This window comes from Streptomyces sp. NPDC001606 (assembly GCF_053596835.1).
The window spans coordinates 198313-222126 of the sequence record NZ_JBSFHC010000002.1 but is presented as its reverse complement, the minus strand read 5'-3'; the positions used below and the strand labels follow the sequence as shown (position 1 = coordinate 222126).

At 70.5% G+C, this 23814-nt stretch carries 20 protein-coding genes and 5 tRNA genes; 14 read left to right on the top strand and 11 right to left on the bottom strand.

The genetic code is table 11. The features are described 5' to 3' along the window. Window positions 1-100 precede the first annotated feature (100 nt). The 3 genes from ACWCV9_RS05400 (at window position 101) to ACWCV9_RS05390 (ending at window position 4418) form a co-directional block, all read left to right on the top strand. Complete coding sequence (locus ACWCV9_RS05400) at window positions 101-2422, top strand: polysaccharide lyase 8 family protein (RefSeq protein WP_450784387.1); 2322 nt, start codon at window positions 101-103, stop codon at window positions 2420-2422. Between the two features lie 154 nt (window positions 2423-2576). Continuing rightward, window positions 2577-4172, top strand: coding sequence for an acyl-CoA carboxylase subunit beta (locus tag ACWCV9_RS05395; protein WP_450784386.1), 1596 nt, complete (start codon window positions 2577-2579; stop codon window positions 4170-4172). A 57-nt stretch (window positions 4173-4229) separates the two neighbouring features. After that, window positions 4230-4418: an acyl-CoA carboxylase epsilon subunit gene (locus ACWCV9_RS05390; protein ID WP_385839770.1), complete on the top strand. Its 189-nt coding sequence runs from the start codon at window positions 4230-4232 to the stop codon at window positions 4416-4418. A 75-nt stretch (window positions 4419-4493) separates the two neighbouring features. On the opposite strand, the gene ACWCV9_RS05385 is transcribed toward ACWCV9_RS05390, so the two are convergent. The 8 genes from ACWCV9_RS05385 to ACWCV9_RS05350 form a co-directional block, all read right to left on the bottom strand. After that, on the bottom strand, window positions 4494-5075 hold the full coding sequence (locus ACWCV9_RS05385) for a GTP-binding protein (RefSeq protein WP_055515381.1): 582 nt from the start codon (window positions 5073-5075) through the stop codon (window positions 4494-4496). Next, window positions 5056-5625, bottom strand: coding sequence for a DUF742 domain-containing protein (locus ACWCV9_RS05380; RefSeq protein ID WP_450784385.1), 570 nt, complete (start codon window positions 5623-5625; stop codon window positions 5056-5058). The genes ACWCV9_RS05385 and ACWCV9_RS05380 overlap by 20 nt, the downstream gene beginning before the upstream one ends. A 97-nt stretch (window positions 5626-5722) precedes the next feature. After that, window positions 5723-6136, bottom strand: coding sequence for a roadblock/LC7 domain-containing protein (locus ACWCV9_RS05375; RefSeq protein ID WP_004983065.1), 414 nt, complete (start codon window positions 6134-6136; stop codon window positions 5723-5725). Between the two features lie 10 nt (window positions 6137-6146). Continuing rightward, window positions 6147-9260 carry a nitrate- and nitrite sensing domain-containing protein gene (locus ACWCV9_RS05370; RefSeq protein ID WP_450784702.1) on the bottom strand — a complete coding sequence of 1038 codons (3114 nt, stop codon included), beginning with the start codon at window positions 9258-9260 and terminating at the stop codon, window positions 6147-6149. Between the two features lie 530 nt (window positions 9261-9790). After that, window positions 9791-10366, bottom strand: coding sequence for a GTP-binding protein (locus ACWCV9_RS05365; RefSeq protein WP_385839768.1), 576 nt, complete (start codon window positions 10364-10366; stop codon window positions 9791-9793). Beyond that, window positions 10347-10745 carry a DUF742 domain-containing protein gene (locus ACWCV9_RS05360; protein ID WP_009190816.1) on the bottom strand — a complete coding sequence of 133 codons (399 nt, stop codon included), beginning with the start codon at window positions 10743-10745 and terminating at the stop codon, window positions 10347-10349. Before ACWCV9_RS05360 ends, ACWCV9_RS05365 begins: the two co-directional genes overlap by 20 nt. A 111-nt stretch (window positions 10746-10856) precedes the next feature. Further along, window positions 10857-11270 (bottom strand): roadblock/LC7 domain-containing protein, encoded by a 414-nt coding sequence (locus ACWCV9_RS05355; protein ID WP_385839767.1) that lies wholly within the window; start codon window positions 11268-11270, stop codon window positions 10857-10859. A gap of 9 nt (window positions 11271-11279) precedes the next feature. Continuing rightward, window positions 11280-15056 carry a nitrate- and nitrite sensing domain-containing protein gene (locus ACWCV9_RS05350; RefSeq protein WP_450784384.1) on the bottom strand — a complete coding sequence of 1259 codons (3777 nt, stop codon included), beginning with the start codon at window positions 15054-15056 and terminating at the stop codon, window positions 11280-11282. Between the two features lie 584 nt (window positions 15057-15640). On the opposite strand from ACWCV9_RS05350, the gene ACWCV9_RS05345 reads away from it, so the two are divergent. The 3 genes from ACWCV9_RS05345 to gltX all read left to right on the top strand — a co-directional run bounded on the left by ACWCV9_RS05345 (window position 15641) and on the right by gltX (window position 18425). Continuing rightward, complete coding sequence (locus ACWCV9_RS05345; RefSeq protein ID WP_450784383.1) at window positions 15641-15835, top strand: hypothetical protein; 195 nt, start codon at window positions 15641-15643, stop codon at window positions 15833-15835. Window positions 15836-16162: 327 nt separating this feature from the next. Next, window positions 16163-16948, top strand: a complete 786-nt coding sequence (locus ACWCV9_RS05340) for a fumarylacetoacetate hydrolase family protein (RefSeq protein WP_450784382.1) — start codon at window positions 16163-16165, stop codon at window positions 16946-16948. Then, window positions 16941-18425 carry a glutamate--tRNA ligase gene (gltX, locus tag ACWCV9_RS05335; RefSeq protein ID WP_450784381.1) on the top strand — a complete coding sequence of 495 codons (1485 nt, stop codon included), beginning with the start codon at window positions 16941-16943 and terminating at the stop codon, window positions 18423-18425. The genes ACWCV9_RS05340 and gltX overlap by 8 nt, the downstream gene beginning before the upstream one ends. Before the next feature lie 60 nt (window positions 18426-18485). On the opposite strand, the gene ACWCV9_RS05330 is transcribed toward gltX, so the two are convergent. Next, window positions 18486-18770 carry a type II toxin-antitoxin system RelE family toxin gene (locus ACWCV9_RS05330; RefSeq protein ID WP_450784380.1) on the bottom strand — a complete coding sequence of 95 codons (285 nt, stop codon included), beginning with the start codon at window positions 18768-18770 and terminating at the stop codon, window positions 18486-18488. 41 nt (window positions 18771-18811) lie between these two features. Here ACWCV9_RS05330 and ACWCV9_RS05325 point away from each other — a divergent pair, with 41 nt between their 5' ends. From ACWCV9_RS05325 to ACWCV9_RS05300, 6 genes are all read left to right on the top strand, one after another. Continuing rightward, a complete protein-coding gene (locus tag ACWCV9_RS05325; protein WP_450784379.1) occupies window positions 18812-19543 on the top strand; it encodes an HAD family hydrolase in 732 nt (243 codons plus the stop codon). 93 nt (window positions 19544-19636) lie between these two features. Next, window positions 19637-19708 (top strand) — tRNA-Gln (locus ACWCV9_RS05320). Window positions 19709-19729: 21 nt separating this feature from the next. After that, window positions 19730-19802, top strand: a tRNA-Glu gene (locus tag ACWCV9_RS05315). Window positions 19803-19832: 30 nt separating this feature from the next. Then, window positions 19833-19905, top strand: a tRNA-Glu gene (locus ACWCV9_RS05310). Window positions 19906-19926: 21 nt separating this feature from the next. Continuing rightward, window positions 19927-19998: transfer RNA gene (locus ACWCV9_RS05305), tRNA-Gln, on the top strand. A gap of 28 nt (window positions 19999-20026) precedes the next feature. Next, a tRNA-Glu gene (locus tag ACWCV9_RS05300) sits at window positions 20027-20099 on the top strand. A 52-nt stretch (window positions 20100-20151) separates the two neighbouring features. On the opposite strand, the gene ACWCV9_RS05295 is transcribed toward ACWCV9_RS05300, so the two are convergent. Further along, on the bottom strand, window positions 20152-20796 hold the full coding sequence (locus tag ACWCV9_RS05295) for a MerR family transcriptional regulator (protein WP_450784378.1): 645 nt from the start codon (window positions 20794-20796) through the stop codon (window positions 20152-20154). A gap of 80 nt (window positions 20797-20876) precedes the next feature. Here ACWCV9_RS05295 and ACWCV9_RS05290 point away from each other — a divergent pair, with 80 nt between their 5' ends. Continuing rightward, window positions 20877-21380: a DUF4188 domain-containing protein gene (locus ACWCV9_RS05290; protein ID WP_450784377.1), complete on the top strand. Its 504-nt coding sequence runs from the start codon at window positions 20877-20879 to the stop codon at window positions 21378-21380. A 76-nt stretch (window positions 21381-21456) separates the two neighbouring features. On the opposite strand, the gene ndgR is transcribed toward ACWCV9_RS05290, so the two are convergent. Further along, window positions 21457-22173, bottom strand: coding sequence for an IclR family transcriptional regulator NdgR (gene ndgR / locus ACWCV9_RS05285; RefSeq protein ID WP_067301246.1), 717 nt, complete (start codon window positions 22171-22173; stop codon window positions 21457-21459). A 206-nt stretch (window positions 22174-22379) separates the two neighbouring features. Between ndgR and leuC the strand changes: the two genes are divergently transcribed. Next, entirely contained in the window at window positions 22380-23810 is a 1431-nt protein-coding gene (leuC, locus tag ACWCV9_RS05280; RefSeq protein WP_385839758.1) for a 3-isopropylmalate dehydratase large subunit, read from the top strand. Window positions 23811-23814: the final 4 nt, after the last annotated feature.

Genomic DNA, 23814 nt, shown 5'->3' with positions numbered 1-23814 from the left:
GACCGTAACTCCCTTCAGTTTAAATTTCAACATCATCCGGACCGTGTCTCCAGTGTCACGCTCTGTCATACCGCGTCTCTTTCTGCTACACGCCAAGGGCATGCCTTCAACGCGCCGAACCGTCCTCCGTGCCGGCCTCCTCGCCGCGACCCTCGCCACCCTGGCCGCGGCCCCCGCCCACGCTGCGGAAGAGGACCCCTACGACACCCTCCGCCGCCGCTGGCTCGCCCTCGCCCTCGGTACTGGGTACGACCCGGACGCCGAGCCGTACGCCTCCCGCCTCGCCCAACTGGGCCGGGACGCCCGGGAGTTCAGCGCGACCATGGCGCCCGGCCCCGACTCCCTCTGGCCGGGACACCCCTTCGACCCGCCCGCCGGAATCACCTTCAGCTACGACCGGCTGTGGACCATGGCCCAGGCCCACGTCCAGCCCGGCACCGGCGCCACCGGCGACCCCGCCCTGCTCACCGCCGTACTGCGCGGCCTCGACCACCTCTCCGCCACCGTCTACCACCCCGCCACCACCCCCTACGGCAACTGGTGGGAGTGGCGGATCGGCAGCCCGCGGCTCCTCATGGACATCACCGCCGCCCTGTACGAGCACCTCGGCGCCGAGCGGATCGCCGGGGCCTGCGCGGCCGTCGACCACTTCGTCCCGGACGCGCTGCTCGGCGACTACTCCGGCATCTCCACCGGCGCCAACCGCGTCGACCTGTGCCGTTCCGTCGCCCTGCGCGGCGTCCTCGGCCGCGCCGCCGACCGGATCGCCCGCGCCCGGGACGCCCTCTCGCCGGTCTTCCCCCCTGTCACCCGCGGCGACGGGCTCTACGCCGACGGCTCCTTCGTGCAGCACACCTGGGTGGCCTACTCGGGGACGTACGGCCAGGTCCTGCTGGACGGCCTCGGCCGGCTCTTCGCGCTCCTCGCCGGTTCCCCCTGGGAGGTCACCGACCCCGCCCGGCAGAACATCCTCGACAGCGTCGAGCACGCCTACGCCCCGCTCGTGCACGACGGGCTGGTGATGGACTGCGTCAACGGCAGGGCCATCAGCCGGGGCCGGCTGCGCGGCGAGCCCCCGGACCTGATGCGCGGCGACCACTACCACGGACACGCCCTCATCGCCGCCGTCGCCCTGCTCGCGGACGCGGCGACGCCGGAGCAGCGGCAGCGGTGGTACGGCCTGGTGCGCGGCTGGATCGAACGGGACACCGTGCTACCGGTCCTGACGTCGCCTCAGTTCCAGGTCGCCGACCTCGCCCGGCTGCACGCCGTCGCCGCGGCGCCCGTACGCCCCGTCCCCGAACCCCTCGGCCACCGGCTCTTCCCCGCCATGGACCGGGCCGTCCACCGCGGACCCCGCTTCACCGCCGCGCTCGCCATGGCCAGCGACCGCATCGCCCACTACGAGTGCGGCAACGGCGAGAACCCGCGCGGCTGGCACACCGGCGCCGGAATGCTCTCCTGGTGGCCGGCCGGCCGCGGCGACCAGTACACCGACTGGTACTGGCCCACCGTCGACTGGTACCGGCTGCCCGGCACCACGGTGTCCACCCGGCGGCTCGCCGACCGGGCGGGCGGGGAGTGGGGCGCCCCCAAGCCGGACGTGCGCTGGGTGGGCGGCGCCACGGACGGGTGGTACGCGGCCGTCGGCCAGCACCTCAAGGGCCTCGGCTCCACCCTGGAGGCCCACGCGTCCTGGTTCTTCCTCGACGACTGCGTGATCTGCCTCGGCGCCGGGATCTCTTGCGCCGACGGCGTCCCGGTCGAGACGGTCGTGGACAACCGCAACCTGGGCGAGGGCGCGGACCCGGCCTTCGTGCAGGGGCGGGACTGGGCCCATCTGGCGGGTCACGGCGGCTGGCTGCTGCCCCGCGGCGGCACCCTGCACACCCTGCGCGAGGACCGCACCGGCGCCTGGTCCGACATCAACACCGGCAGCAGCACCGAGCGGCGCACCCGGCGCTGGCAGACCCTGTGGCTCGACCACGGCACCGACCCGGCGGGCGCCGGCTACGCGTACGTCCTGCTGCCCGGGGCCTCCCGCGCCGAGACCGCCGCCCGGGCCGCCGACCGGCACTGGCTGCGCGTCCTCGCCAACGACACCGGCCGCCAGGCCGTCGCCGTGCCCGGCGCGGGCCTGACCGCCGTCAACTTCTGGCAGGGCGGTACTGTGGGAGACCTCAGCGCCACCGCGGGGGCGAGCGTGCTCCTGGTCCGCCGGGGCCGTACGGCCGCCCTGCGGGTCAGCGAACCGCTCCGCACCGGGCAGCCGCTGGAGATCACCTGGGACGAGCCCGCGGTCGGCTCGGTGCGCCGGGCCGGTCCCGGCGTCCAGGTGCTGTCGGCACAGGGCCGTCTGAGGCTCCGTGTCACTCCGGGGATGGCATGTTCTTCCCTCGAATGTGAGGTGGCTCTCAGGTGACGCTTTTGTCGTCTCCCCACAACGAAGGCGCCCTCTGAGCAGTCGGAACGGCTGCACGTCGCCGTGGTTCTGTTCACTGGTACCAGGAAAACGGGCCGGAGACTGTACGGAGTCGACGGCTCGCTTTCCTTGGTGTCCTTCGTAAGGTCGCTACATGACCGTTTTGGAAGAGACGACGGGTGAGCCGACCGGCGAGCCGACGGACGCGCGCGGACGGGTCGCCGAGCTGCACGAGATCCGTGCGCAGGCAGTGGCGGGCCCCAGCGAGAAGGCGACCGCGGCACAGCACGCCAAGGGCAAGCTGACGGCCCGGGAGCGCATCGAGCTGCTTCTGGACCCGGGTTCCTTCCAGGAGGTCGAGCAGCTGCGCCGGCACCGGGCCACCGGCTTCGGCCTGGAGGCGAAGAAGCCGTACACCGACGGTGTCATCACCGGCTGGGGCACGGTCGAGGGCCGCACGGTCTTCGTCTACGCCCACGACTTCCGGATCTTCGGCGGCGCGCTGGGCGAGGCCCACGCCACCAAGATCCACAAGATCATGGACATGGCCATCGCGGCCGGTGCCCCGCTGGTCTCCCTGAACGACGGCGCCGGCGCCCGGATCCAGGAGGGCGTCTCGGCGCTCGCCGGATACGGCGGCATCTTCCAGCGCAACACCAAGGCCTCGGGTGTGATCCCGCAGATCTCGGTGATGCTCGGCCCGTGCGCGGGCGGTGCGGCCTACAGCCCCGCCCTCACCGACTTCGTCTTCATGGTCCGCGAGACCTCGCAGATGTTCATCACCGGCCCCGACGTGGTCAAGGCGGTGACGGGCGAGGAGATCACCCAGAACGGCCTGGGCGGCGCGGACGTCCACGCGGAGACCTCCGGCGTCTGCCACTTCGCGTACGACGACGAGGAGACTTGCATCGCCGAGGTGCGCTACCTCCTCTCGCTGCTCCCGCAGAACAACCGCGAGAACCCGCCCCGGGTGGAGTCGGCGGACCCCGTCGACCGCCGCAGCGACGTCCTGCTCGACCTGGTCCCGGCCGACGGCAACCGGCCGTACGACATGGCCAAGGTCATCGAGGAGATCGTCGACGAGGGCGAGTACCTGGAGGTCCACGAGCGCTGGGCCCGCAACATCATCTGCGCCCTCGCCCGGCTGGACGGCCAGGTCGTCGGCATCATCGCCAACCAGCCCCAGGTGCTGGCGGGCGTACTGGACATCGAGGCGAGCGAAAAAGCTGCGCGCTTTGTCCAGATGTGTGACGCTTTCAATATCCCGATCGTCACCTTCCTGGACGTACCCGGGTTCCTCCCGGGTGTCGACCAGGAGCACGGCGGAATCATCCGTCACGGCGCGAAGCTGCTGTACGCCTACTGCAACGCGACCGTGCCGAGGATCTCGCTGATCCTGCGCAAGGCGTACGGAGGTGCCTACATCGTCATGGACTCCCAGTCGATCGGCGCCGACCTGACCTACGCCTGGCCGACGAACGAGATCGCCGTCATGGGCGCCGAGGGCGCCGCCAACGTGATCTTCCGCCGGCAGATCGCGGACGCGGAGGACCCCGAGGCCATGCGTCAGAAGATGGTCAAGGAGTACAAGGCCGAGCTGATGCACCCCTACTACGCGGCCGAGCGCGGTCTGGTCGACGACGTGATCGACCCCGCCGAGACCCGTGAGGTGCTCATCCGCTCCCTGGCGATGCTGCACACCAAGCACGCCGACCTGCCCTCCCGCAAGCACGGCAACCCCCCGCAGTAACCGAGCGGACCCGCCGCGGCAACCCCGCGGACCTCTCTCTCACGGAGACTGACATCCATGAACACTGACATCCGCGTCGAGAAGGGCCACGCCGAGCCCGAGGAAGTCGCCGCTCTCACGGCCGTCCTGCTGGCCCGCGCGGCCGCCCGGCCGGCCGCCGCCCCGGGGCACAGCGGCCGGGCCAGGGCCGGCTGGCGCCGCCTGGAGCGCGAGCCCGGCTTCCGCGCCCCGCACAGCTGGCACTGATCCCGCACGACGAGCAGGGCCCCTCTCCTCGGAGAGGGGCCCTGCTCTGTTTCTGTCTGTCTACCGCGGATCCGACTACCGCAGGCGTGCCATGAGGGCGTGTTCCACGAGGGTGATGAGTGCGCTCTTGGCGTCGGCGCGGTGGCGGGCGTCGGTGGTGATGATGGGGGTGTCGGGGCCGATCTGGAGGGCTTCGCGTACTTCGTCGGGGGTGTAGGGCTGCTGTCCGTCGAAGCCGTTGAGGGCGATGACGAAGGGCAGGCCGGAGTTCTCGAAGTAGTCGACCGCGGGGAAGCAGTCGGCGAGGCGTCGGGTGTCCACGAGCACCACTGCGCCGATGGCGCCGCGGACCAGGTCGTCCCACATGAACCAGAAGCGGTCCTGGCCGGGGGTGCCGAACAGGTAGAGGATCAGGTCCTGGTCGAGGGTGATGCGGCCGAAGTCCATGGCCACCGTGGTGGTGGTCTTGTCTCCGGTGTGGGTGAGGTCGTCGATGCCGGCCGAAGCGGACGTCATGACGGCCTCTGTGCGCAGCGGGTTGATCTCCGAGACAGCGCCGACGAACGTGGTCTTGCCCACGCCGAAGCCGCCCGCCACCACAATCTTCGCGGAGGTGGTGGAGCGGGAAGGACCGCCGCTAGAGCTTGCGAAGTCCACTGAGCACCCTTTCGAGCAGTGTCACGTCTGGCTGGCCACCGGCGTTCTCGTCGCCGCCGGGCTGATGGATGGCGACCAGGCCCGCCTCCGCCAAGTCGGCGACGAGGATCCTGGCCACGCCGAGGGGAATCGTGAGGAGCGCCGAGATCTCGGCGACCGACTTGATCTCCCGGCACAGGTTGCAGATCCGCTGATGCTCGGGCAGCTGGCCCTGCATCTGATGCGGAGCGGCGGTGGTGTGCACCAGTGCCTCGATGGCGAGCTGGTAGCGCGGGCGGGTCCGGCCGCCGGTCATGGCGTACGGACGCACCAGGGGGTTGTTCGACGCGGTCGCGGGCGCCGGCTCGGGGCGGCGCTGCGGCTGTACCGGCTGGATGCGCGGCGCCGGAGGCTGGTCGTACGGCGAAGGGCCGGGGCCCTGCGGGGCGTACGGCTGCCGGTGGGCCGGGGAGGAGGGGTAGCCGTACGGGTTCGCCGAGCCGTCCTGCCGGCCCTGGGCAGGGCCGTACGACCAGTTGCCCGAAGACGAACCACCTGGGGGTGTTGCCACTTTCTTCTCCTCCTCCGACTGTGCCGGGCGCCCATCCCTGTGGAGCCGCGTCCCGAAACCTTACGGCCCCGGAACGCGGACTCGCACCGTCCGCTTGCTAGTTGAGAAGGCTGCCCTGGAGCTCCGCACGGAGATCCGGGGTGAGAACCGTGCCCGCACGGTCCACCAGAAGTGCCATCTCGTACCCGATGAGGCCGATGTCCGCTTCCGGGTGGGCCAGTACCGCGAGGGAGGACCCGTCGGAAATGGACATGATGAAGAGGAATCCCCGCTCCATCTCCACAACCGTCTGGTTCACGCTGCCGCCCTCGAAGATGCGCGAGGCACCGGCGGTCAGCGAGGTCAGACCGGAGGCGACGGCCGCGAGCTGGTCGGCGCGGTCGCGGGGGAAGCCTTCGGACATCGCCAGAAGGAGTCCGTCGGCGGAGACCACCACCGTGTGGGACACCCCCGGGGTGTTGTCCACGAAGTTGGTGATCAACCAGTTCAGGTTCTGTGCCGCCTGGCTCATCGGGCTCACACTAACGCTCCTGGTTGTAGGTGCTGTCAGGACCGAAGCCCTGGCCGTTCGTTTCACTGCCTGCGCTGCGTCCGCGCTGGACGCCTCGACGCAGGTTGCTCAGCCTGCCCCGGACGTCCTCCGGGGCACGGGAGACCTGTGGGCCTCCCTGGGGAGTGGTTTCGGCGGCGCCCTCGACCAGGTTGGCCTTGGGCACGCGCCGCGGCAGGCCGGAGGCGGTGACCCCGCCTGCCTTGGGCTTCCGGAGCTGCGCGGCCTGCTGCCACCGCTCGTCGTTCGCCGAACGCCAGCCGCTGTCGCCGTTGCCGCCCGGCGTGTTGCCCGGTGCGGGAGTAGGCGCTTCCTGCTGCACGCGCGCCGCGCCGTTCGCGCCACCGGCGCCCTGGGCACCGCTCGCCGCGGAACCGCGGCGGGGCAGCCCGGCGTCGGTCAGGTCGGGTGCGGACATGTCGTCTGCGGCGGGAGAGGCCGTTCCCGGACGGTCGAAGCCTACGCGGTTCCGCTCACTTGCGTCAGCGGCCTGCACAGGCTCCGCCTCCGGAGCGTACTGGGCCGGATAGCCGTTCTGGTAGCCGTCCTGCTGGGGCCAGTCGTCCTGGTACGAATGCTGCTGTGCGGGCTCGGCGTACGCGGGGTCCGGGTAGCCGCCGGCCGCGCCGGCCTGCGGGAAGCCGTCGTTCTGCGGCAGGCCGTTGTTCTGCGGCAGGCCGCCGTTCGGCGCGTAGTACCCCTGCTCGTCGTAGTGCTGCTCGTACGGCTGCTGCTCGTAGCCCTGCTGCTCGTAGCTCTCCTCGTACGACGGCTGCTGCTGCTCCTCGTAGGAGGTCTGCTGCTGCTCCTGGTACGAGGGCTGCTGCCGGCTGTCGAAGAGCGGGTCGGCGTAGCCGGCGGCGGCCTCCGCGGCCTCCTGGTGCGGCTCCTCGCCCGGCTGGCCGTGCGTCTGGGCCTCCAGGGCCGCACGGCGCTCCTCGCGCATCAGCGAGCGGCCGACCGGGTCCAGTTCCCGGATGTCGTCGGGGACCTCGGTGTACCGGCTGTCGTCGAAGCCCAGCTCGGCGGCGGTGCGCAGGGGCTGCTGCTGGCTGAAGCTCTCGCCCCGGAACTGCTGCTCCGGGATGATCTGCGACACGGTGAACTCGTCGCGCTCCAGCGCGGCCTCGCCGCCACCGCCGTGCGTGATCGCGTCCGGCAGCATGACCAGCGAGGTGGTGCCGGCCTGCTCGCCCGAGGGGCGCAGCTGGACCCGGATGCCGTGCCGGTCGGACAGCCGGCCGACCACGAACAGGCCCATGCGCTGGGAGATCGCGGCGTCCACGGTCGGCGGGTTGGCCAGCTTGTGGTTGATGTCCGCGAAGTCCTCGGCGGTCAGACCGATGCCCTTGTCGTGGATCTCGATCATGACGCGGCCGTCGGGCAGACGGGTCGCCGTCACCCGGACCTTGGTCTGGGGGGAGGAGAACGTGGTGGCGTTCTCCAGCAGCTCGGCCAGCAGGTGCACGAGGTCGGTGACCGCGCGGCCGTGGATCTCGGCCTCCGGCACGCCGGACAGCTCGATGCGCTCGTACTGCTCCACCTCGGAGGAGGCGGCACGCAGCACGTCGACCAGCGGGACCGGCTGGTCCCAGCGGCGGCCGGGCTCCTCGCCGGCGAGGACCAGCAGGTTCTCGCCGTTGCGGCGCATACGGGTCGCCAGGTGGTCCAGCTTGAAGAGGTTCTCCAGCTGGTCCGGGTCGGCCTCGTTGTTCTCCAGGTCGGTGATCAGGGTCAGCTGGCCCTCGATCAGCGACTGGTTGCGGCGCGAGAGGTTGGTGAAGATCGCGTTGATGTTGCCCCGCAGCAGCGCCTGTTCGGCGGCGAGCCGGACCGCCTCGCGGTGGACCTGGTCGAAGGCGCGGGCGACCTCGCCGATCTCGTCGCGGCTGGTGATCGGGATGGGCTCCACGCGGGTGTCCACGCGGCCCGGGTCGGTACGGGAGAGCTGGTCGACCAGCATCGGCAGGCGCTGCTCGGCGATGCCGAAGGCGGCGTTGCGCAGCCGGCGCATCGAGCGGCTGATCTGCCGGGCCACCAGACCGGCCAGGATGAACGCGGCGAGCAGCGCGATCACGACCACGCCACCGGTGATGAACGCGGAGGTCTTGGCGTTGTCGGCGATGTCGGAGGCCTCGTTCACCGCCTTGTCGGCCATGTCCGACTCGATCTTGCGGTAGGCCTTGTACTTCAGCGTGTTGACCGCGAACCAGTTGTCGGCGGTGACGCCCTTCGTCGCGAGCCCCTGACGGGTGAGCGCGCTGGTGTCCGGCATGGTGGCGAGCAACGTGACCATGGCCGTCGGGTCGGACACGAACTGCGGGTTGCTCGCCTTGGCCTTCGCGGCCTGCGCGGAGACGTCCGCCTTGATCTGGTCCTCGAGGCCGGTCAGCTTCTGCGCGTCGGCCTCGGTGCCACCGCCGATGTACTCCTCGCGGGCGATGCGCTCCAGGTAGGCGTACGAGGACAGGGAGACTCGCTGGGTCGCCAGGTTGGGGGCGTCCGGACCGGGCTTGACCAGCAGGTGGGTGCCGATCGACCGCTCCAGCGACAGCGCCGCCTTGGTCAGTGAGATGGCGTAGACGGTACGGCCGTAGGAGGTGATGTTGCCGGTGCCCAGGCCCAGCTCGTTGGCGAACTCCATCAGCGGGTGGCTGACCTCGACGTAGCCCTCTTCGGTCTGTACGCCGGTGACCTTGGAGGTGTACGCGATCTGCCGCAGCTGGGTGAGCTTGGGCTCGGCCTCGCGGAACAGCTTCAGCCGGCGCTCCAGGCCCGCCTTGTGCGGCATGTTCTGCGCGGCCTGGTCGAAGGCGTCGGCCGCCGTGTCCGTGGCCTTGCGGGCGTTGTCGATGGTCGCCTTGCTGGCGCTGTCCTTCTTCTTCAGCAGCAGCGGGGCGGCGGTGACGTCACGCTCGTTCTCGAGGGCGTCGGCATAGCCGAGGGCGGCGCGCACCAGACGGGCGGTGCTCTCGGCGTCGCGGGCCTGCTGCCAGGTGTCGATCGAGGTTTTCACCTGGAAACCACCCATGACGAGACCGACCGCCACGGGTATGAGAAGGATCGCGTTCAGCCGGGTCGGCACCCGCCAGTTGCGCGGCGAGAGACGGCTGCCGCTCGGAGCCGGAGTCGCCGACGGCTCCTGACCGGGTACAGGGGTGGGCGCCGCAGCGCGCGGCGGCGGGGTGAAGTTGCCCCGTGCCGACGGCTCGGGAGCCTTCTTGCTTCGCCTCACTCGACCAACAACCTCTCGGCGGTCGGCACCTTCGTCGTGCCGCAGTCTCTCAGAGCCCGGTTCGTCGCAGACCACTACGGAGTACGTCTTTGACCAATGGGCAGTTCAGGCATTCCAGCACGTGGACCAGTGCACTTCCAAACAGTGGAAAGCTTGTGACGGAGCCGTTGTAAACGCCAGATAAAACGGTCATAAAGAGCGAGCCCCGCCAAAAGACGGGGCCGTTGTGAGCGCAGCGGCACCGCACGACCGCGTCGCGTGGTGAAGTGCGGTGATTCCTCTGCCGAACTGTTATGAACGCCGGAGCCGGCCGTGTCTAAGGCCACAGCCGGCTCCGAACGGTCTACGGCAACTGCCGCCACCGTCGTCGAACTTGAGTACTACCGCAGGCGTGCCATGAGGGCGTGTTCCACGAGGGTGATGAGTGCGCTCTTGGCGTCGGCGCGGTGGCGGGCGTCGGTGGTGATGATGGGGGTGTCGGGGCCGATCTGGAGGGCTTCGCGTACTTCGTCGGGGGTGTAGGGCTGCTGTCCGTCGAAGCCGTTGAGGGCGATGACGAAGGGCAGGCCGGAGTTCTCGAAGTAGTCGACCGCGGGGAAGCAGTCGGCGAGGCGTCGGGTGTCCACGAGCACCACTGCGCCGATGGCGCCGCGGACCAGGTCGTCCCACATGAACCAGAAGCGGTCCTGGCCGGGGGTGCCGAACAGGTAGAGGATCAGGTCCTGGTCGAGGGTGATGCGGCCGAAGTCCATGGCCACCGTGGTGGTGGTCTTGTCTCCGGTGTGGGTGAGGTCGTCGATGCCGGCCGAAGCGGACGTCATGACGGCCTCTGTGCGCAGCGGGTTGATCTCCGAGACGGCGCCCACGAACGTGGTCTTGCCCACGCCGAAGCCGCCCGCCACCACGATCTTCGCGGAGGTGGTGGCCCGGCCCCCGTCAGAGCTTGCGAAGTCCACTGAGCACCCTTTCGAGCAGCGTCACGTCCGGAGCGCCACCGTTGTTCTCGTCGCCACCCGGCTGGTGGATGGCGACCAGGCCGGCCTCGGCGAGGTCGGCGACCAGGATCCGCGCCACGCCGAGCGGCATGGCCAGCAACGCGGAGACCTCCGCCACCGACTTGACCTCACGGCACAGATGGCAGATGCGCTGGTGCTCCGGAAGGAGTCCCATGAGCGCTGCCGGGTCGGCCGTGGTGCTGATCAGCGCCTCTATCGCGAGCTGGTAGCGCGGCCGGGTCCGGCCGCCGGTCATCGCGTAGGGACGTACCAGCGGCTGGTCGCCCTCGTCCCCGTACGGCTCCGCGTACGGATCATGATGGGCGGTGGGCGGGGTCATGAATCCTCCGGGCGGGACAGCAAGTCGGTCGGACTGACCGTCTGACGGGGCCGGTGGGGGGATTGTGGCGGCCGGACGGTGATTTGGTGAGGCGGGTGGATCTCGGGTCGGTCAGTGAAGCAGACTGCCTTGCAGTTCGGCGCGCAGGTCCGGCGTGAGGACCGTGCCCGCGCGGTCGACCAGGAGAGCCATCTCGTAGCCGACCAGGCCGATGTCGCACTCGGGGTGCGCCAGCACGGCCAGGGACGAGCCGTCCGAGACGGACATCAGGAAGAGGAACCCGCGTTCCATCTCCACGACCGTCTGGGCCACGTTGCCGCCCTCGAAGATCCGGGACGCCCCGGCCGTCAGCGAGGTCAGCCCGGAGGCGACCGCCGCCAGCTGGTCGGCGCGGTCGCGCGGGAAACCTTCGGACATCGCCAGCAGAAGGCCGTCGGCGGAGACCACCACCGTGTGCGACACCCCGGGGGTGTTGTCCACGAAGTTGGTGATCAACCAGTTCAGGTTCTGTGCCGCCTGGCTCATCGGACTCAACTAACGCTCCTGCTGGTGAGTGGGGCTCGGGAAGCTGCCGGTCTGGCCGCTGCCGGCCTGACGGCCCTGAGCGATACCCCGACGGAGATTGGTCAGCCGTCCGCGTACGTCGTCAGGCGCACGCGAGACCTGCGGACCGGCTTGGTGCTGTTGCTGCTGCGCGGTGCCCGGGACGAGGTTCGCCCGGGGCACCCGGCGCGGCAGACCGGAGGTGGTGATGCCACCCGAGGCGGGCTGCCGGACGCGTTCGGCCTGCCGGACGAGGTCGTCGTTCGGCGAGGTGCGCCAGGAGCCGGTGTCGGCGGCGGAGCGCTGCGGAGCCGCGGGCTGCTGCGGCTGCTGCGCGGGCTGCTGCTGCGGCGCCGGCGCGTTCTCCGCCTGCGGACCGCCGTGGAACCAGTTGGTCTCCAGCGTGTCGTACAGCGGGGTACGGCCGTCCGACGGGCCGCTGGCCGGCGGCAACGCCTCCGGCTCGCGGTGCACCGGGCGCTGCGGCTGCTGGGGAGCGGTCTGGCGCGGGGCGCCGAACTCGTCCCGGGCGGCCGGGCGCGGGCGCTCGAACTGGCCGGTGTGCGTGGGCTCGGGGCGGGCGGGCAGCGCGTGCCGGCCGGTGGAGCCGCCGTCGTACCCGGTGCCGTAGCCGTTCTCGTACCCCTGCGGGGCCTGGAACTCGCCGGTGGTCTGCGGGTTCTCGTCCTGCCGCGCGGGCGTCGCCGGGGCGCCGAAGATGTCCGAGCGGACGAACGAACCGGTGTCCTGCTGCTGCGGGGCCTCGGGGCGGGCGAACTGGCCGGTGCCCTGGGCGCCGTTGTACTGCTCGGGCCGCTGCGGGGCCTCGAACTGGCCCGTGCTCTCGGCACCGTGGTACCCGCCGGTGTTCTCGGCGCCGTTGTACTGGCCGGCGTTCAGGCCGGTCAGCTCGGCGCGCGGGAACTGGCCCGTGGCAGCCGGGTCCTGGGCGTCGATCCGCGGTATCTCCGAGGTCGAGCCCGGGCCCTGCCGGTCGTCCACCCGCGGCATCCGCGCGGTGTGCGCCGGGTCCTGCTCGTCGTGGCCGCGCGGGGTGTCCAGCGAGGCCCGGGACTGCGGGGTCCGGTCCTCGCTCCACGCCGGGGTGCGCGCGGGCGCGCCGGCGCCGGGCAGCTCGGCCCGCGGTCCGCCGCGCGGCGGCAGCTGGGGCTGGCGGCCCTGGTCGGCGGGGGCGGCGGGCCGCTGCGGGCCACGGCCGCCGAAGGCGTCCTGCGGGCCGTTCGGGCCGGCCGCCTGAAGACCCTGCGGGGCGGCGGGCGCCTGGCCGCCGAAGCCGGCCGGTGCCTGACGGTTCTGCTGGGGACCGCCGGGCGCCTGCGGACCGCGGGCGCCGGGACGGCCGCCCTGGCCGGTGCCGGGCAGCGCGGCCCGGGCACTCTGACCGGCGCCGACCTGGCCGCGCGGACCGGAGCCGCCGAGCAGACCGCCACCGGCCGGGGCGCCGCCGTTGCCGTTGCCGTTGCCCTGGCCGGTCTGCCGACGGGCCGCGGCCGCACCGGCGGCGGCCTGCGCGGCGGCGGGACCACCGGTGCCGAGCGGCGCGCCCGGCTTGCCCGGAACGGGCTTCTTGCCACCCTGGGCGACGTCCACGGGCAGCATGACCAGCGCGGTCGTACCACCGGAGTCGGACGGGCGGAGCTGGATGCGGATGCCGTGGCGCTGGGACAGCCGGCCGACCACGAACAGACCCATGCGGCGGGAGACCGAGACGTCCACGGTGGGCGGCGAGGCGAGCCGCTCGTTGATCGCCGCGAGGTCCTCGGGGGAGAGGCCGATACCGGTGTCGTGGATCTCGATCAGCACGCGGCCGTCGGGCAGCGCGTGACCGGTGACCTTGACCTTGGTCTGCGGCGAGGAGAAGGAGGTGGCGTTCTCGAGCAGCTCGGCGAGGAGGTGCACGAGGTCGTTGACGACCCGGCCGGCCACTTCGGTGGTCGGTACGGAGGCCAGCTCGATGCGCTCGTACTGCTCCACCTCGGACGCGGCGGCGCGGAGCACGTCGACCAGCGGGACCGGGCGGGTCCAGCGGCGGCCGGGCTCCTCACCCGCGAGGACGAGGAGGTTCTCACCGTTACGGCGCATACGGGTGGCGAGGTGGTCCAGCTTGAACAGGGAGGACAGCTGGTCCGGGTCGGCCTCGCGGGACTCCAGCTCGGAGATGAGGGAGAGCTGGCGCTGGATCAGACCCTGGGAGCGGCGCGAGAGGTTGGTGAACATCGCGTTGACGTTGCCCCGCAGCAGGGCCTGCTCGGCGGCGAGGCGGACCGCCTCGCGGTGCACGTCGTCGAAGGCCGCGGCCACCTGGCCGATCTCGTCGCGGGAGTGCACACCGACGGACTCCACCGAGGTGTCGACGTCCTGCGGGTCGGACTCCGACAGCTGCTTGACCAGCTCGGGCAGGCGTTCCTGGGCGACCTTGGTGGCGGTCTCCTGGAGCCGGCGCAGCGAGCGGATCATGGACCGGGCCACGACGAACGCGCCGACCAGCGAGACGCCGAGCACGAGCAGGATCAGCACACCGGAGATGATGGCGTCACGCTGGGTGGCGCTCTTCAGCTCGCGGGCCTTCTGCTCCATGTCCTCGAGCAGCGTGTGCTCGATCTTCTTCATCTGCTCGATCTTGGTGGAGCTGTCGTCCACCCAGTCCCGGTAGGACCGCGCCGGCAGCTGCTGGAGTCCGTCGGAGGACTCGAAGGAGCGCTTGGCGTAGGTGTCCGCCGACTGGATCGTCGGGTTGCCCTCGTCGATCGGCTTGAGGAGTTCCTCGGCGTTCTCGGAGGCGTAGATCTTGCGGAAGATCGCCAGCTCGGAGTTCTCGCTCGCGTAGGCCGACTCGCCGTAGAGGCGGTCGTTCTCGGAGAGCTTGCCCTTGGTCGCGTTGGACGCGGGCAGCGCGGCGGCGATCGTGGCGCGCTGGACGGAGGCGTACTCCTTGGCCGTGGAGAAGGCCGCGAGCGCACGGGTGCGGGAGATCATCTCCGGGTTGCTGGACGCCTCGGCCATGTCCTGGGACAGACCGATCAGCTGGGTGATCAGCCGGTGGTACGACTCGATCGTCTGGGTCGAGTTGCCCTTCGACGTGTACGCGGACCGGCGGATCTTCGCCAGGTCGTCCAGCTGGTTGGCGAGGCCCACGAGGGCGTCGCGGACGCCCTGGAGCTGGCCGTCCTTGCTCGCCGCGTCGATCTGCTCGGAGGAGTTGAGGAAGTTCTCGCGGGCCCGGTCGGTCTTCTCCTGGTAGCCCTTGACCGTGTAGTCGGTGGCCTTCAGGCCGTGCGCCAGGGGACCGGCGGACTGGTCGCGCTCCTCCTGGAGCGCGGCGGCCAGTTCCGTGGCCTGCTTGGTCATGTCCGTCAGCAGCTTCATGTTGTCGAGCTGCTGGATGTCGGTGATGTTCTGGTCGATGCGCAGCGCACCGAGCGAGGTCGCCGCGACCACGGGCAGAGCGAGCAGCGACACCAGACGCGTGGAGATGCGCCAGTTGCGCAGCGCCATGCGCGGGCCGGGGCCGGTCGGGCCCTGGGCGGACTTCGGGGTCGGTGTGGGGGCACCGGAGTTCGTGGATCCCGGCGCGGCCTTGGAGGACGCCGCGCCCGGACGGCCGCCGCGCTCACCGCCGTCTCCGGACGGGGCCGGGCCCGGGTTCTGGGCGTGCTGGGGCGAGGAGCTGCCCTTCATGGGGCCAGTCCCGTCGTGCGGCTCCGGCTCCGCCGAGGCGCTGCCATCCCTCTTGAAACGTCCCTGCACTAGCGTCGCAACCTCTGGACCAGGCACCCCTCCGCGTGAACGGAGGGACACGGTGTCGGCGTTTGGAGAGCGCCCTGAATTACGCCCCCCGGGTGGTCTTGAGTGACCGGCGCTGGTTCCCCCTCTCGCCGCCACTCGGCGCTGTGTTGCGCCCCCTGCGCGCCGGCTCGATCCCGCGGCGGTCCGTGGAATTCCAGCACAGTGCCGGATCTCCAACAAGGGCCGTGTCCCGAGCTGTGACCTACGTGACGGCCTGTGAGTGACGGACTACCGGCCGTCGAAGCCGTTCCTGGGCAGAACGGGCATACAGGGGTGAGTCGCCGCCCGGTGCCCGGTGTCCCAGTCGCCATGATCAGGAGCGGAATGATGGGTTCAGCGGCTCAATGTCCGTTTCGTCTGGGCGGATTGTCGGCCGGAATTGACCGGTTTGCCCGTGAGTTCGTGAGCAAACTCACACGTCCATCCGGGTCAGTTGGCGTCTTCGGCGGGGAATCGGATGTTTAGCCTGACGCTTTACATGGGGGACGCATCTGTAAGCCCGCAGGCTCCGGACCCGCCGACACAGGACTAGGACTCGTACAACGGTGAAGACGACGACGCTGTTCCACAAGATCGCCAACCCGCGACGCACGACGCTGGCCCACCTCAAGGACGCCGGCGAGTTGCAGACGGCCGAGCTGCCGGAGCACTCCGTCGACCTGCCGACCCAGACGGCCAACCCCCGGCGCACCGTTCTGATGGAGATGCCGGTGGGCGTGGGGGCCCCGGCCGGAGAGTAGCCGACGGCACCGACGGGCGCGGCCGGAGGGATCCTCGCATGATCCTTCCGGCCGCGCCCGTGTTTTTCCGGCGGAACCCATTCGCCTGAGCGCGTTATCCCGCGGGGCCCTGGGCCGGCGCCGGAAAAGCCCGGCCCCTATTCCTTCCCGGCAACCCCACCTGACCCTCTGACCTGCGAAGACGCATCCCCGGGCTAATTCCGTCCGGCCGGTTTCCGCATCCGGAAAACCCCGGACGGGCCGCAGTACCGGCCGAACACCGGGCCGCCCGACCGGTTAACCTGGGGCGTCAGTACGCCGGTTCTCAGTGAGGGGCGCAAGGATCCCGTGCGCATCGCCAGGTTCTCCATCGACGGGAACGTAGCCTTCGGCGCGGTCGAGGGCGACAAGCAGGACGAACTCGTCCTCGACATCATCAAGGGCATTCCGTTCGCGGACTTCGAGCTGTCCGGTACGAAGGTGCCGATCAGCAAGGTCAGGCTGCTGCCGCCGGTGCTCCCCAACAAGGTCGTCGCGTTCGGCCGCAACTACCGCGAGCACGCGCACGAGCTGGGCAACGAGGTGCCCCCCGTCCCCTTCGCCTTCTTCAAGCCGTCCACCTCGGTGATCGGCCCCGGCGACGAGATCCGGTACCCCTCCTTCTCCGAGGAACTGCACCACGAGGCCGAGCTGGCCGTGGTCATCGGCCGGATGTGCCGCGAGGTGCCGCGCGAGCGCGTCAAGGACGTCATCCTCGGCTACACCTGCGCCATCGACGTCACCGCCCGGGACGTGCAGCGGCGCGAGAAGCAGTGGGCCCGGGCCAAGGGCTTCGACACCTCCTGCCCGCTCGGCCCCTGGGTCGAGACCGACCTGGACCTCGACCGCGCGAACGACCTCATCATCCAGCTCACGGTCAACGGCCAGCAGCGCCAGCTCGGCCGCACCAGCGAGATGATCCACCCCATCGAGGACCTGGTCGTCAACATCTCCGAGGCCATGACACTGCTCCCCGGCGACGTCATCCTCACCGGCACCCCGGCAGGGGTCGGACCCCTGAACGTCGGCGACGAGGTCGCCGTCACCATCGAAGGCATCGGCACTCTCACCAACAAGGTTGTCAAGCGTGGCTAGCGCATCAGGCTCCCCCGTACGCGTCCGTTTCTGCCCCTCGCCCACCGGTAACCCCCATGTGGGCCTGGTCCGCACCGCCCTGTTCAACTGGGCGTTCGCCCGGCACCACCAGGGCACCCTGGTGTTCCGCATCGAGGACACCGACGCGGCCCGCGACTCGGAGGAGTCCTACCAGCAGCTGCTCGACGCGATGCGCTGGCTCGGCTTCGACTGGGACGAGGGCCCCGAGGTCGGCGGCCCGCACGCGCCGTACCGCCAGTCGCAGCGCATGGACATCTACCAGGACGTCGCGCAGAAGCTCCTGGACGGCGGGTACGCCTACCGCTGCTACTGCTCCCAGGAGGAGCTGGACACCCGCCGCGAGGCCGCCCGCGCCGCCGGCAAGCCCTCGGGCTACGACGGCCACTGCCGCGAGCTGAGCGCCGAGCAGGTCGAGGAGTACCAGGCCCAGGGCCGCACCCCGATCGTCCGCTTCCGGATGCCGGACGAGGCGATCACCTTCACCGACCTGGTCCGCGGCGAGCTGACCTTCACGCCGGAGAACGTGCCCGACTACGGCATCGTCCGCGCGAACGGCGCCCCGCTGTACACGCTGGTCAACCCGGTCGACGACGCCCTGATGGAGATCACCCACGTGCTGCGCGGCGAGGACCTGCTGTCCTCCACCCCGCGCCAGATCGCCCTCTACAAGGCGCTGATCGAGCTGGGCGTCGCCCAGCAGATCCCGGCCTTCGGCCACCTGCCGTACGTGATGGGCGAGGGCAACAAGAAGCTCTCCAAGCGCGACCCGCAGTCGTCCCTGAACCTCTACCGCGAGCAGGGCTTCCTGCCCGAGGGCCTGCTCAACTACCTCTCGCTGCTGGGCTGGTCGCTCTCCGCCGACCAGGACATCTTCACGATCGAGGAGATGGTCGCCGCGTTCGACATCTCCGACGTGAACCCCAACCCGGCGCGCTTCGACCTGAAGAAGTGCGAGGCGATCAACGGCGACCACATCCGCATGCTGGATGTGAAGGAGTTCACCGAGCGCTGCCGCCCCTGGCTGAAGGCGCCGTTCGCCCCCTGGGCCCCGGAGGACTTCGACGAGTCGAAGTGGCAGGCGATCGCCCCGCACGCCCAGACCCGCCTGAAGGTCCTGTCGGAGATCACCGACAACGTGGACTTCCTCTTCCTCCCCGAGCCGGTCTCCGACGAGGCCTCCTGGACGAAGGCGATGAAGGAGGGCAGCGACGCCCTGCTCCGCACCGCCCGCGAGAAGCTGGAGTCGGCCGACTGGACGTCCGCCGAGTCCCTGAAGGAGGCCGTCCTGGCCGCCGGCGAGGCCCACGGCCTCAAGCTCGGCAAGGCCCAGGCCCCGGTCCGCGTCGCCGTCACCGGCCGCACCGTCGGCCTGCCGCTCTTCGAGTCCCTGGAGATCCTGGGCAAGGAGAAGACGCTGGCCCGCATCGACGCGGCCCTGGCCAAGCTGACCGCCTAGCCGACCCATGCGTCAGGGGCGGCATCCGGAGTGTTCCGGGTGCCGCCCCTGTTGCGTTGGTCACTGGGCGTCGACTTCGTCGACCAGATAGGCGCTCTCGTCGAAGATCTCCAGCACGACGACGACCATGATCGCGCCGGCCACCATGTACTCCAGCACGACACCGGGGGCCACATAGGCCTTGCGCAGGTTGTCGTCCGGTCCGAGCGGCGCGGTCGAGGTCTTCCGGAACGGGTCGCGGGCCAGGATCCGCACGGCCCTGTCCAACTGTGCCCGGCGCTCTGCGGGCAGGGCGTCGTACGTCGCACGGGCCTCGACGGTGAACTGGACGCGGTACTCGCTCATGACCGCAAGTGTGCCAGCCGTCCGGCGGTACCGTCGGAGTCATGACGATCAGAGCCGTGGTCTGGGACGTGGACGACACCCTGTTCGACTACACGACCGCGGACCGTGAGGGCATGCGGGCGCACCTGGTGGTGGAAGGGCTGCTCGCGGGCTACGACAGCCCCGAACAGGCCCTCGCCCGGTGGCGGCAGATCACCGACGCGCAGTGGGCGCGGTTCTCCGCCGGGGAGGCCACCTTCCAGGGCCAGCGGCGCGACCGCGTACGGATCTTCCTGGGTGCCGAGATGACGGACGCCGAGGCCGACGCCTGGTTCCAGCGGTACATCGGGCACTACGAGGCCGCCTGGAGCCTCTTCCCGGACGTCCTGCCCGCCCTGGACGCCCTCGCCGCCGACTACCGGCACGCGGTGCTGTCGAACTCCAGCCTCACCGTCCAGGAGCACAAGCTGCGCACCCTCGGCCTGCTCGACCGTTTCGAGGCCGTGCTGTGCGCCGCCGAGCTGGGCGTCTCCAAGCCGGACCCCGGCGCCTTCCTGGCCGCCTGCGAGGCGCTGGGCCTGCCCCCGCACGAGGTGGCGTACGTCGGCGACCACCCGGAGATCGACGGCCGGGGCGCCGCCGAGGCCGGTCTGCTGTCCGTCTGGATCGACCGCGGGACGGTGTACGCCGAGGGCCCCGGAGGGTCTCCCGCGCACCGGATCGCGACCCTCGCCGAACTGCCCGCGCTGGTCCGCGCGCATACCCGTTTTGGAGCCCCGTCCACCTTCGGGTAATGTTCTTTCTGCGCCGAGGGGAACGGGCCGAAAGGCCGGAACCCCGAGGAGCAAGCTAGAACGAGATCCCCGGTACAGGGGCTTGAGTTCCAGTGGCCTATGGTGTAATTGGCAGCACGACTGATTCTGGTTCAGTTAGTCTTGGTTCGAGTCCAGGTAGGCCAGCTCGCAGAGCTCATCTGCAAAGCCCCCGTTGTGTAGCGGCCTAGCACGCTGCCCTCTCAAGGCAGTAGCGCCGGTTCGAATCCGGTCGGGGGTACTGATCCTGATCCAGATCGGGATCGCTAGGGCCCCCGTTGTGTAGCGGCCTAGCACGCCGCCCTCTCAAGGCGGTAGCGCCGGTTCGAATCCGGTCGGGGGTACTGACTGGTCTAAACCATCATTGGTCTATGGTGTAATTGGCAGCACGACTGATTCTGGTTCAGTTAGTCTTGGTTCGAGTCCAGGTAGACCAGCTCGGACCTGCGGAAACGCAGAGTCCACGCCCCCGTTGTGTAGCGGCCTAGCACGCCGCCCTCTCAAGGCGGTAGCGCCGGTTCGAATCCGGTCGGGGGTACACAGAGGCAAGGCCCTCCACTTCGGTGGGGGGCCTTCGCCGTGTCCGGGGCTCACTCGAAGCCGTATCTGCGCGCCGACTCCTCCTCCTGGGCCAGCCGGCGCAGCGCCTGGAGCATCGGCTCGGTCAGTACCGAACCGAGCACCGCCGTCTCCACCTTCTCCGCCTCCGACGGCTGCGTCTCCACGAAGTCCAGGTCGAGCCTGGCCACCTCGTGCATCAACTGGGCGTACGCCACGAGCAGTTCGCTCCCCCAGTCGTAACCGAGCCGGCGGAACGCGGCCACCGCCACCACCAGGGAGCGGTACGAGGGGGAGATCGTCGTCAGCAGTTTCGCGTTCGACCAGCCCAGCCGGTCCAGCAGCTCGTCCGCCTCCCGGTGCGCCGCCTGGACGAACACGTCGTCCTCGTCCGGCTCCGGCACCTGCGGAAGCGCCCACAGGGCCGCGCCCAGCCGGATCGTGCGGCCCAGGGCGTAGTCGTCGACGTGGCCCAGCACCTCCCGGACCGTGGCCACCGGGATCTTGCCGACCTGGATCATCGCGCGCACCAGCCGCAGCCGGCGCAGATGCTCGTTGCCGTACTCCGCCGTCGTCGTGTTGATCTGGCGACCGGGCGGCAACAGGCCTTCGCGCAGGTAGTACTTGATCGTCGCGGTGGACACACCGCTGCGCCTGCTCAGTTCGGCGAGTCGCATCTCTTGCGCTCCTTCTTGGATAACGGCACTATCCAAACACGCGCTCTTGGATAGCGCCGCTCACCTATGAGGGGGAAATCATGGTGTCCCGTACGACCGCCGATGCGAAGGGCGAGATCGTCGTCATGCTCATCGGCATGCGCATCAACCGCTTCTGGGCCGTACACCTGTGGCTCCCCGTGTTCTTCGGGATGCTCCGCATGCTGCGCGAGCTGGAGAAGGACCCGGCGCGGGGGCTGCTCACCCGGGTCCTGCTCACCGCGTCCCCGCGGACCTACTACGTGGTGCAGTACTGGGAGTCCAAGGACAAGCTGTACGCCTACGCCACCGCGCCGGACGCCTTCCACCACAAGGCGTGGGCGACGCTCAACCGCAAGGAGCGCAACGGGAAGCTGCGGGGACAGGTCGGGATCTGGCACGAGACCTACGTCGTGCCGGAGGGGTCGTACGAGTCGATCTACGCGGACATGCCGGCCTTCGGGCTCGCCGCCGCGCACGGGCAGGTGCCGCTCGCCGCGCGGGGGCGGTACGCCAAGGACCGGTTCGCCTACCGGTCGGGCGCAGAGAAGGCCGCGCGCCCCTGAGGGTGCGGCCCCGCGCCGGGGGAGAGGCTGCCGCGGCGTTGGGGCGGCCTCTCCCCCGGGGCGGGGCTTTCGTACGTCAGCCGGAGCGGCGCAGGGCCTCGGAGAGGCGGCCGGCCGCGTCGATGACCGCCTGGGCGTGCATACGGCCCGGGTGGCGGGTCAGGCGCTCGATCGGGCCGGAGACCGACACGGCGGCCACGACACGGTTGGAGGGGCCGCGCACGGGCGCCGAGACCGACGCCACGCCCGGCTCGCGCTCGCCGATGGACTGGGCCCAGCCGCGCCGCCGTACGCCCGACAGGGCCGTCGCCGTGAAGCGGGCGCCCTGAAGGCCCCGGTGCAGGCGCTCGGGCTCCTCCCAGGCCAGCAGGATCTGCGCGGAGGAGCCCGCCTTCATGGTGAGCGTCGAGCCGACCGGGACCGTGTCCCGCAGACCGGACAGCCGCTCCGCGGCGGCCACGCAGATGCGCATGTCACCCTGGCGCCGGTACAGCTGGGCACTCTCGCCGGTGACGTCGCGGAGGTGGGTGAGCACCGGGCCGGCCGTCGCCAGCAGGCGGTCCTCGCCCGCGGCCGCGGCCAGCTCGGACAGGCGCGGTCCGAGGATGAACCGGCCTTGCATGTCGCGTGCCACCATGCGGTGGTGTTCCAAAGCCACGGCCAGGCGGTGAGCCGTGGGTCGTGCCAGTCCGGTGGCCCCGACCAGACCCGCGAGGGTGGCCGGACCGGACTCCAGAGCGCTCAGGACGAGGGCCGCCTTGTCCAGAACGCCGACGCCGCTACTGTTGTCCATGCAACGATACTCACGTCTCACTCTGTGAAACGCAAGTTCAATTTTCCGTGGAACGCGCCACCCTGGAATCACACAGCGGCCCGCAGACCAACGGGCCTGGCGGTGGACGCCCGGAATCACGACTTCATGGGGCCCGCACACGGGCAGTCGCCGTCTCCTCACGATCTAGTTGGGCCGGTGGACGTGTGCCGGCCGGAGGGAAAGCGATGGGTAGGACACTCGCGGAGAAGGTCTGGGACGACCACGTCGTCCGGCGCGCCGAGGGCGAGCCCGACCTCCTCTACATCGATCTGCACCTGCTGCACGAGGTGACCAGCCCCCAGGCCTTCGACGGGCTGCGCAAGAACGGCCGGCAGGTCCGCCGCCTCGACCTCACCATCGCGACCGAGGACCACAACACCCCGACCCTCGACATCGACAAGCCCATCGCCGACCCGGTCTCCCGCGCCCAGCTGGAGACGCTGCGCAAGAACTGCGCCGAGTTCGGGGTGCGGCTGCACCCGCTCGGCGACGTCGAGCAGGGCGTCGTCCACGTCGTCGGCCCGCAGCTGGGCCTGACCCAGCCGGGCACCACGGTGGTCTGCGGTGACTCCCACACCTCCACGCACGGTGCCTTCGGCGCGCTGGCGTTCGGCATCGGCACCTCGCAGGTCGAGCATGTGCTGGCCACCCAGACGCTGCCGATGGCCCGCCCGAAGACCATGGCGATCACCGTCGACGGCGAGCTGCCCGAGGGCGTCACCGCCAAGGACCTGATCCTGGCGATCATCGCGAAGATCGGCACGGGCGGCGGCCAGGGCTACATCCTGGAGTACCGCGGCTCCGCCATCGAGAAGCTCTCGATGGAGGCCCGGATGACCATCTGCAACATGTCGATCGAGGCCGGTGCCCGCGCGGGCATGATCGCCCCGGACGAGACCACCTTCGCCTACCTCAAGGGCCGCCCGCACGCCCCCGAGGGCGCCGACTGGGACGCCGCGGTGGAGTACTGGAAGACCCTGCGCACGGACGAGGACGCGGTCTTCGACGCCGAGGTGGTCATCGACGCCGCCGCGCTGTCCCCGTTCGTCACCTGGGGCACCAACCCCGGCCAGGGTGCGCCGCTTTCGGCGTCCGTCCCCGACCCGGCTTCGTACGAAGACGCTTCGGAGCGCCTCGCCGCCGAAAAGGCCCTGGAGTACATGGGGTTGGAGGCCGGACAGCCGCTGCGCTCCATCAAGGTGGACACCGTCTTCGTAGGTTCCTGCACCAACGGCCGGATCGAGGACCTGCGCGCCGCGGCGGAGCTGCTGCGCGGCCGCAAAGTCGCCGACGGCGTACGGATGCTGGTCGTCCCGGGCTCCGCGCGGGTGGGGCTCCAGGCCGTCTCCGAGGGTCTGGACGTGGTCTTCAAGGAGGCCGGCGCCGAATGGCGGCACGCGGGCTGCTCGATGTGTCTCGGCATGAACCCCGACCAGCTGGCCCCGGGTGAGCGCTCCGCCTCCACCTCCAACCGCAACTTCGAGGGCCGGCAGGGCAAGGGCGGCCGTACCCACCTGGTGTCGCCGCAGGTCGCGGCCGCCACGGCGGTCCTGGGCCACCTGGCCTCGCCCGCCGACCTGTCCGACGCCGAGACCCGTACGCCCGCTGGAGTCTGATCAG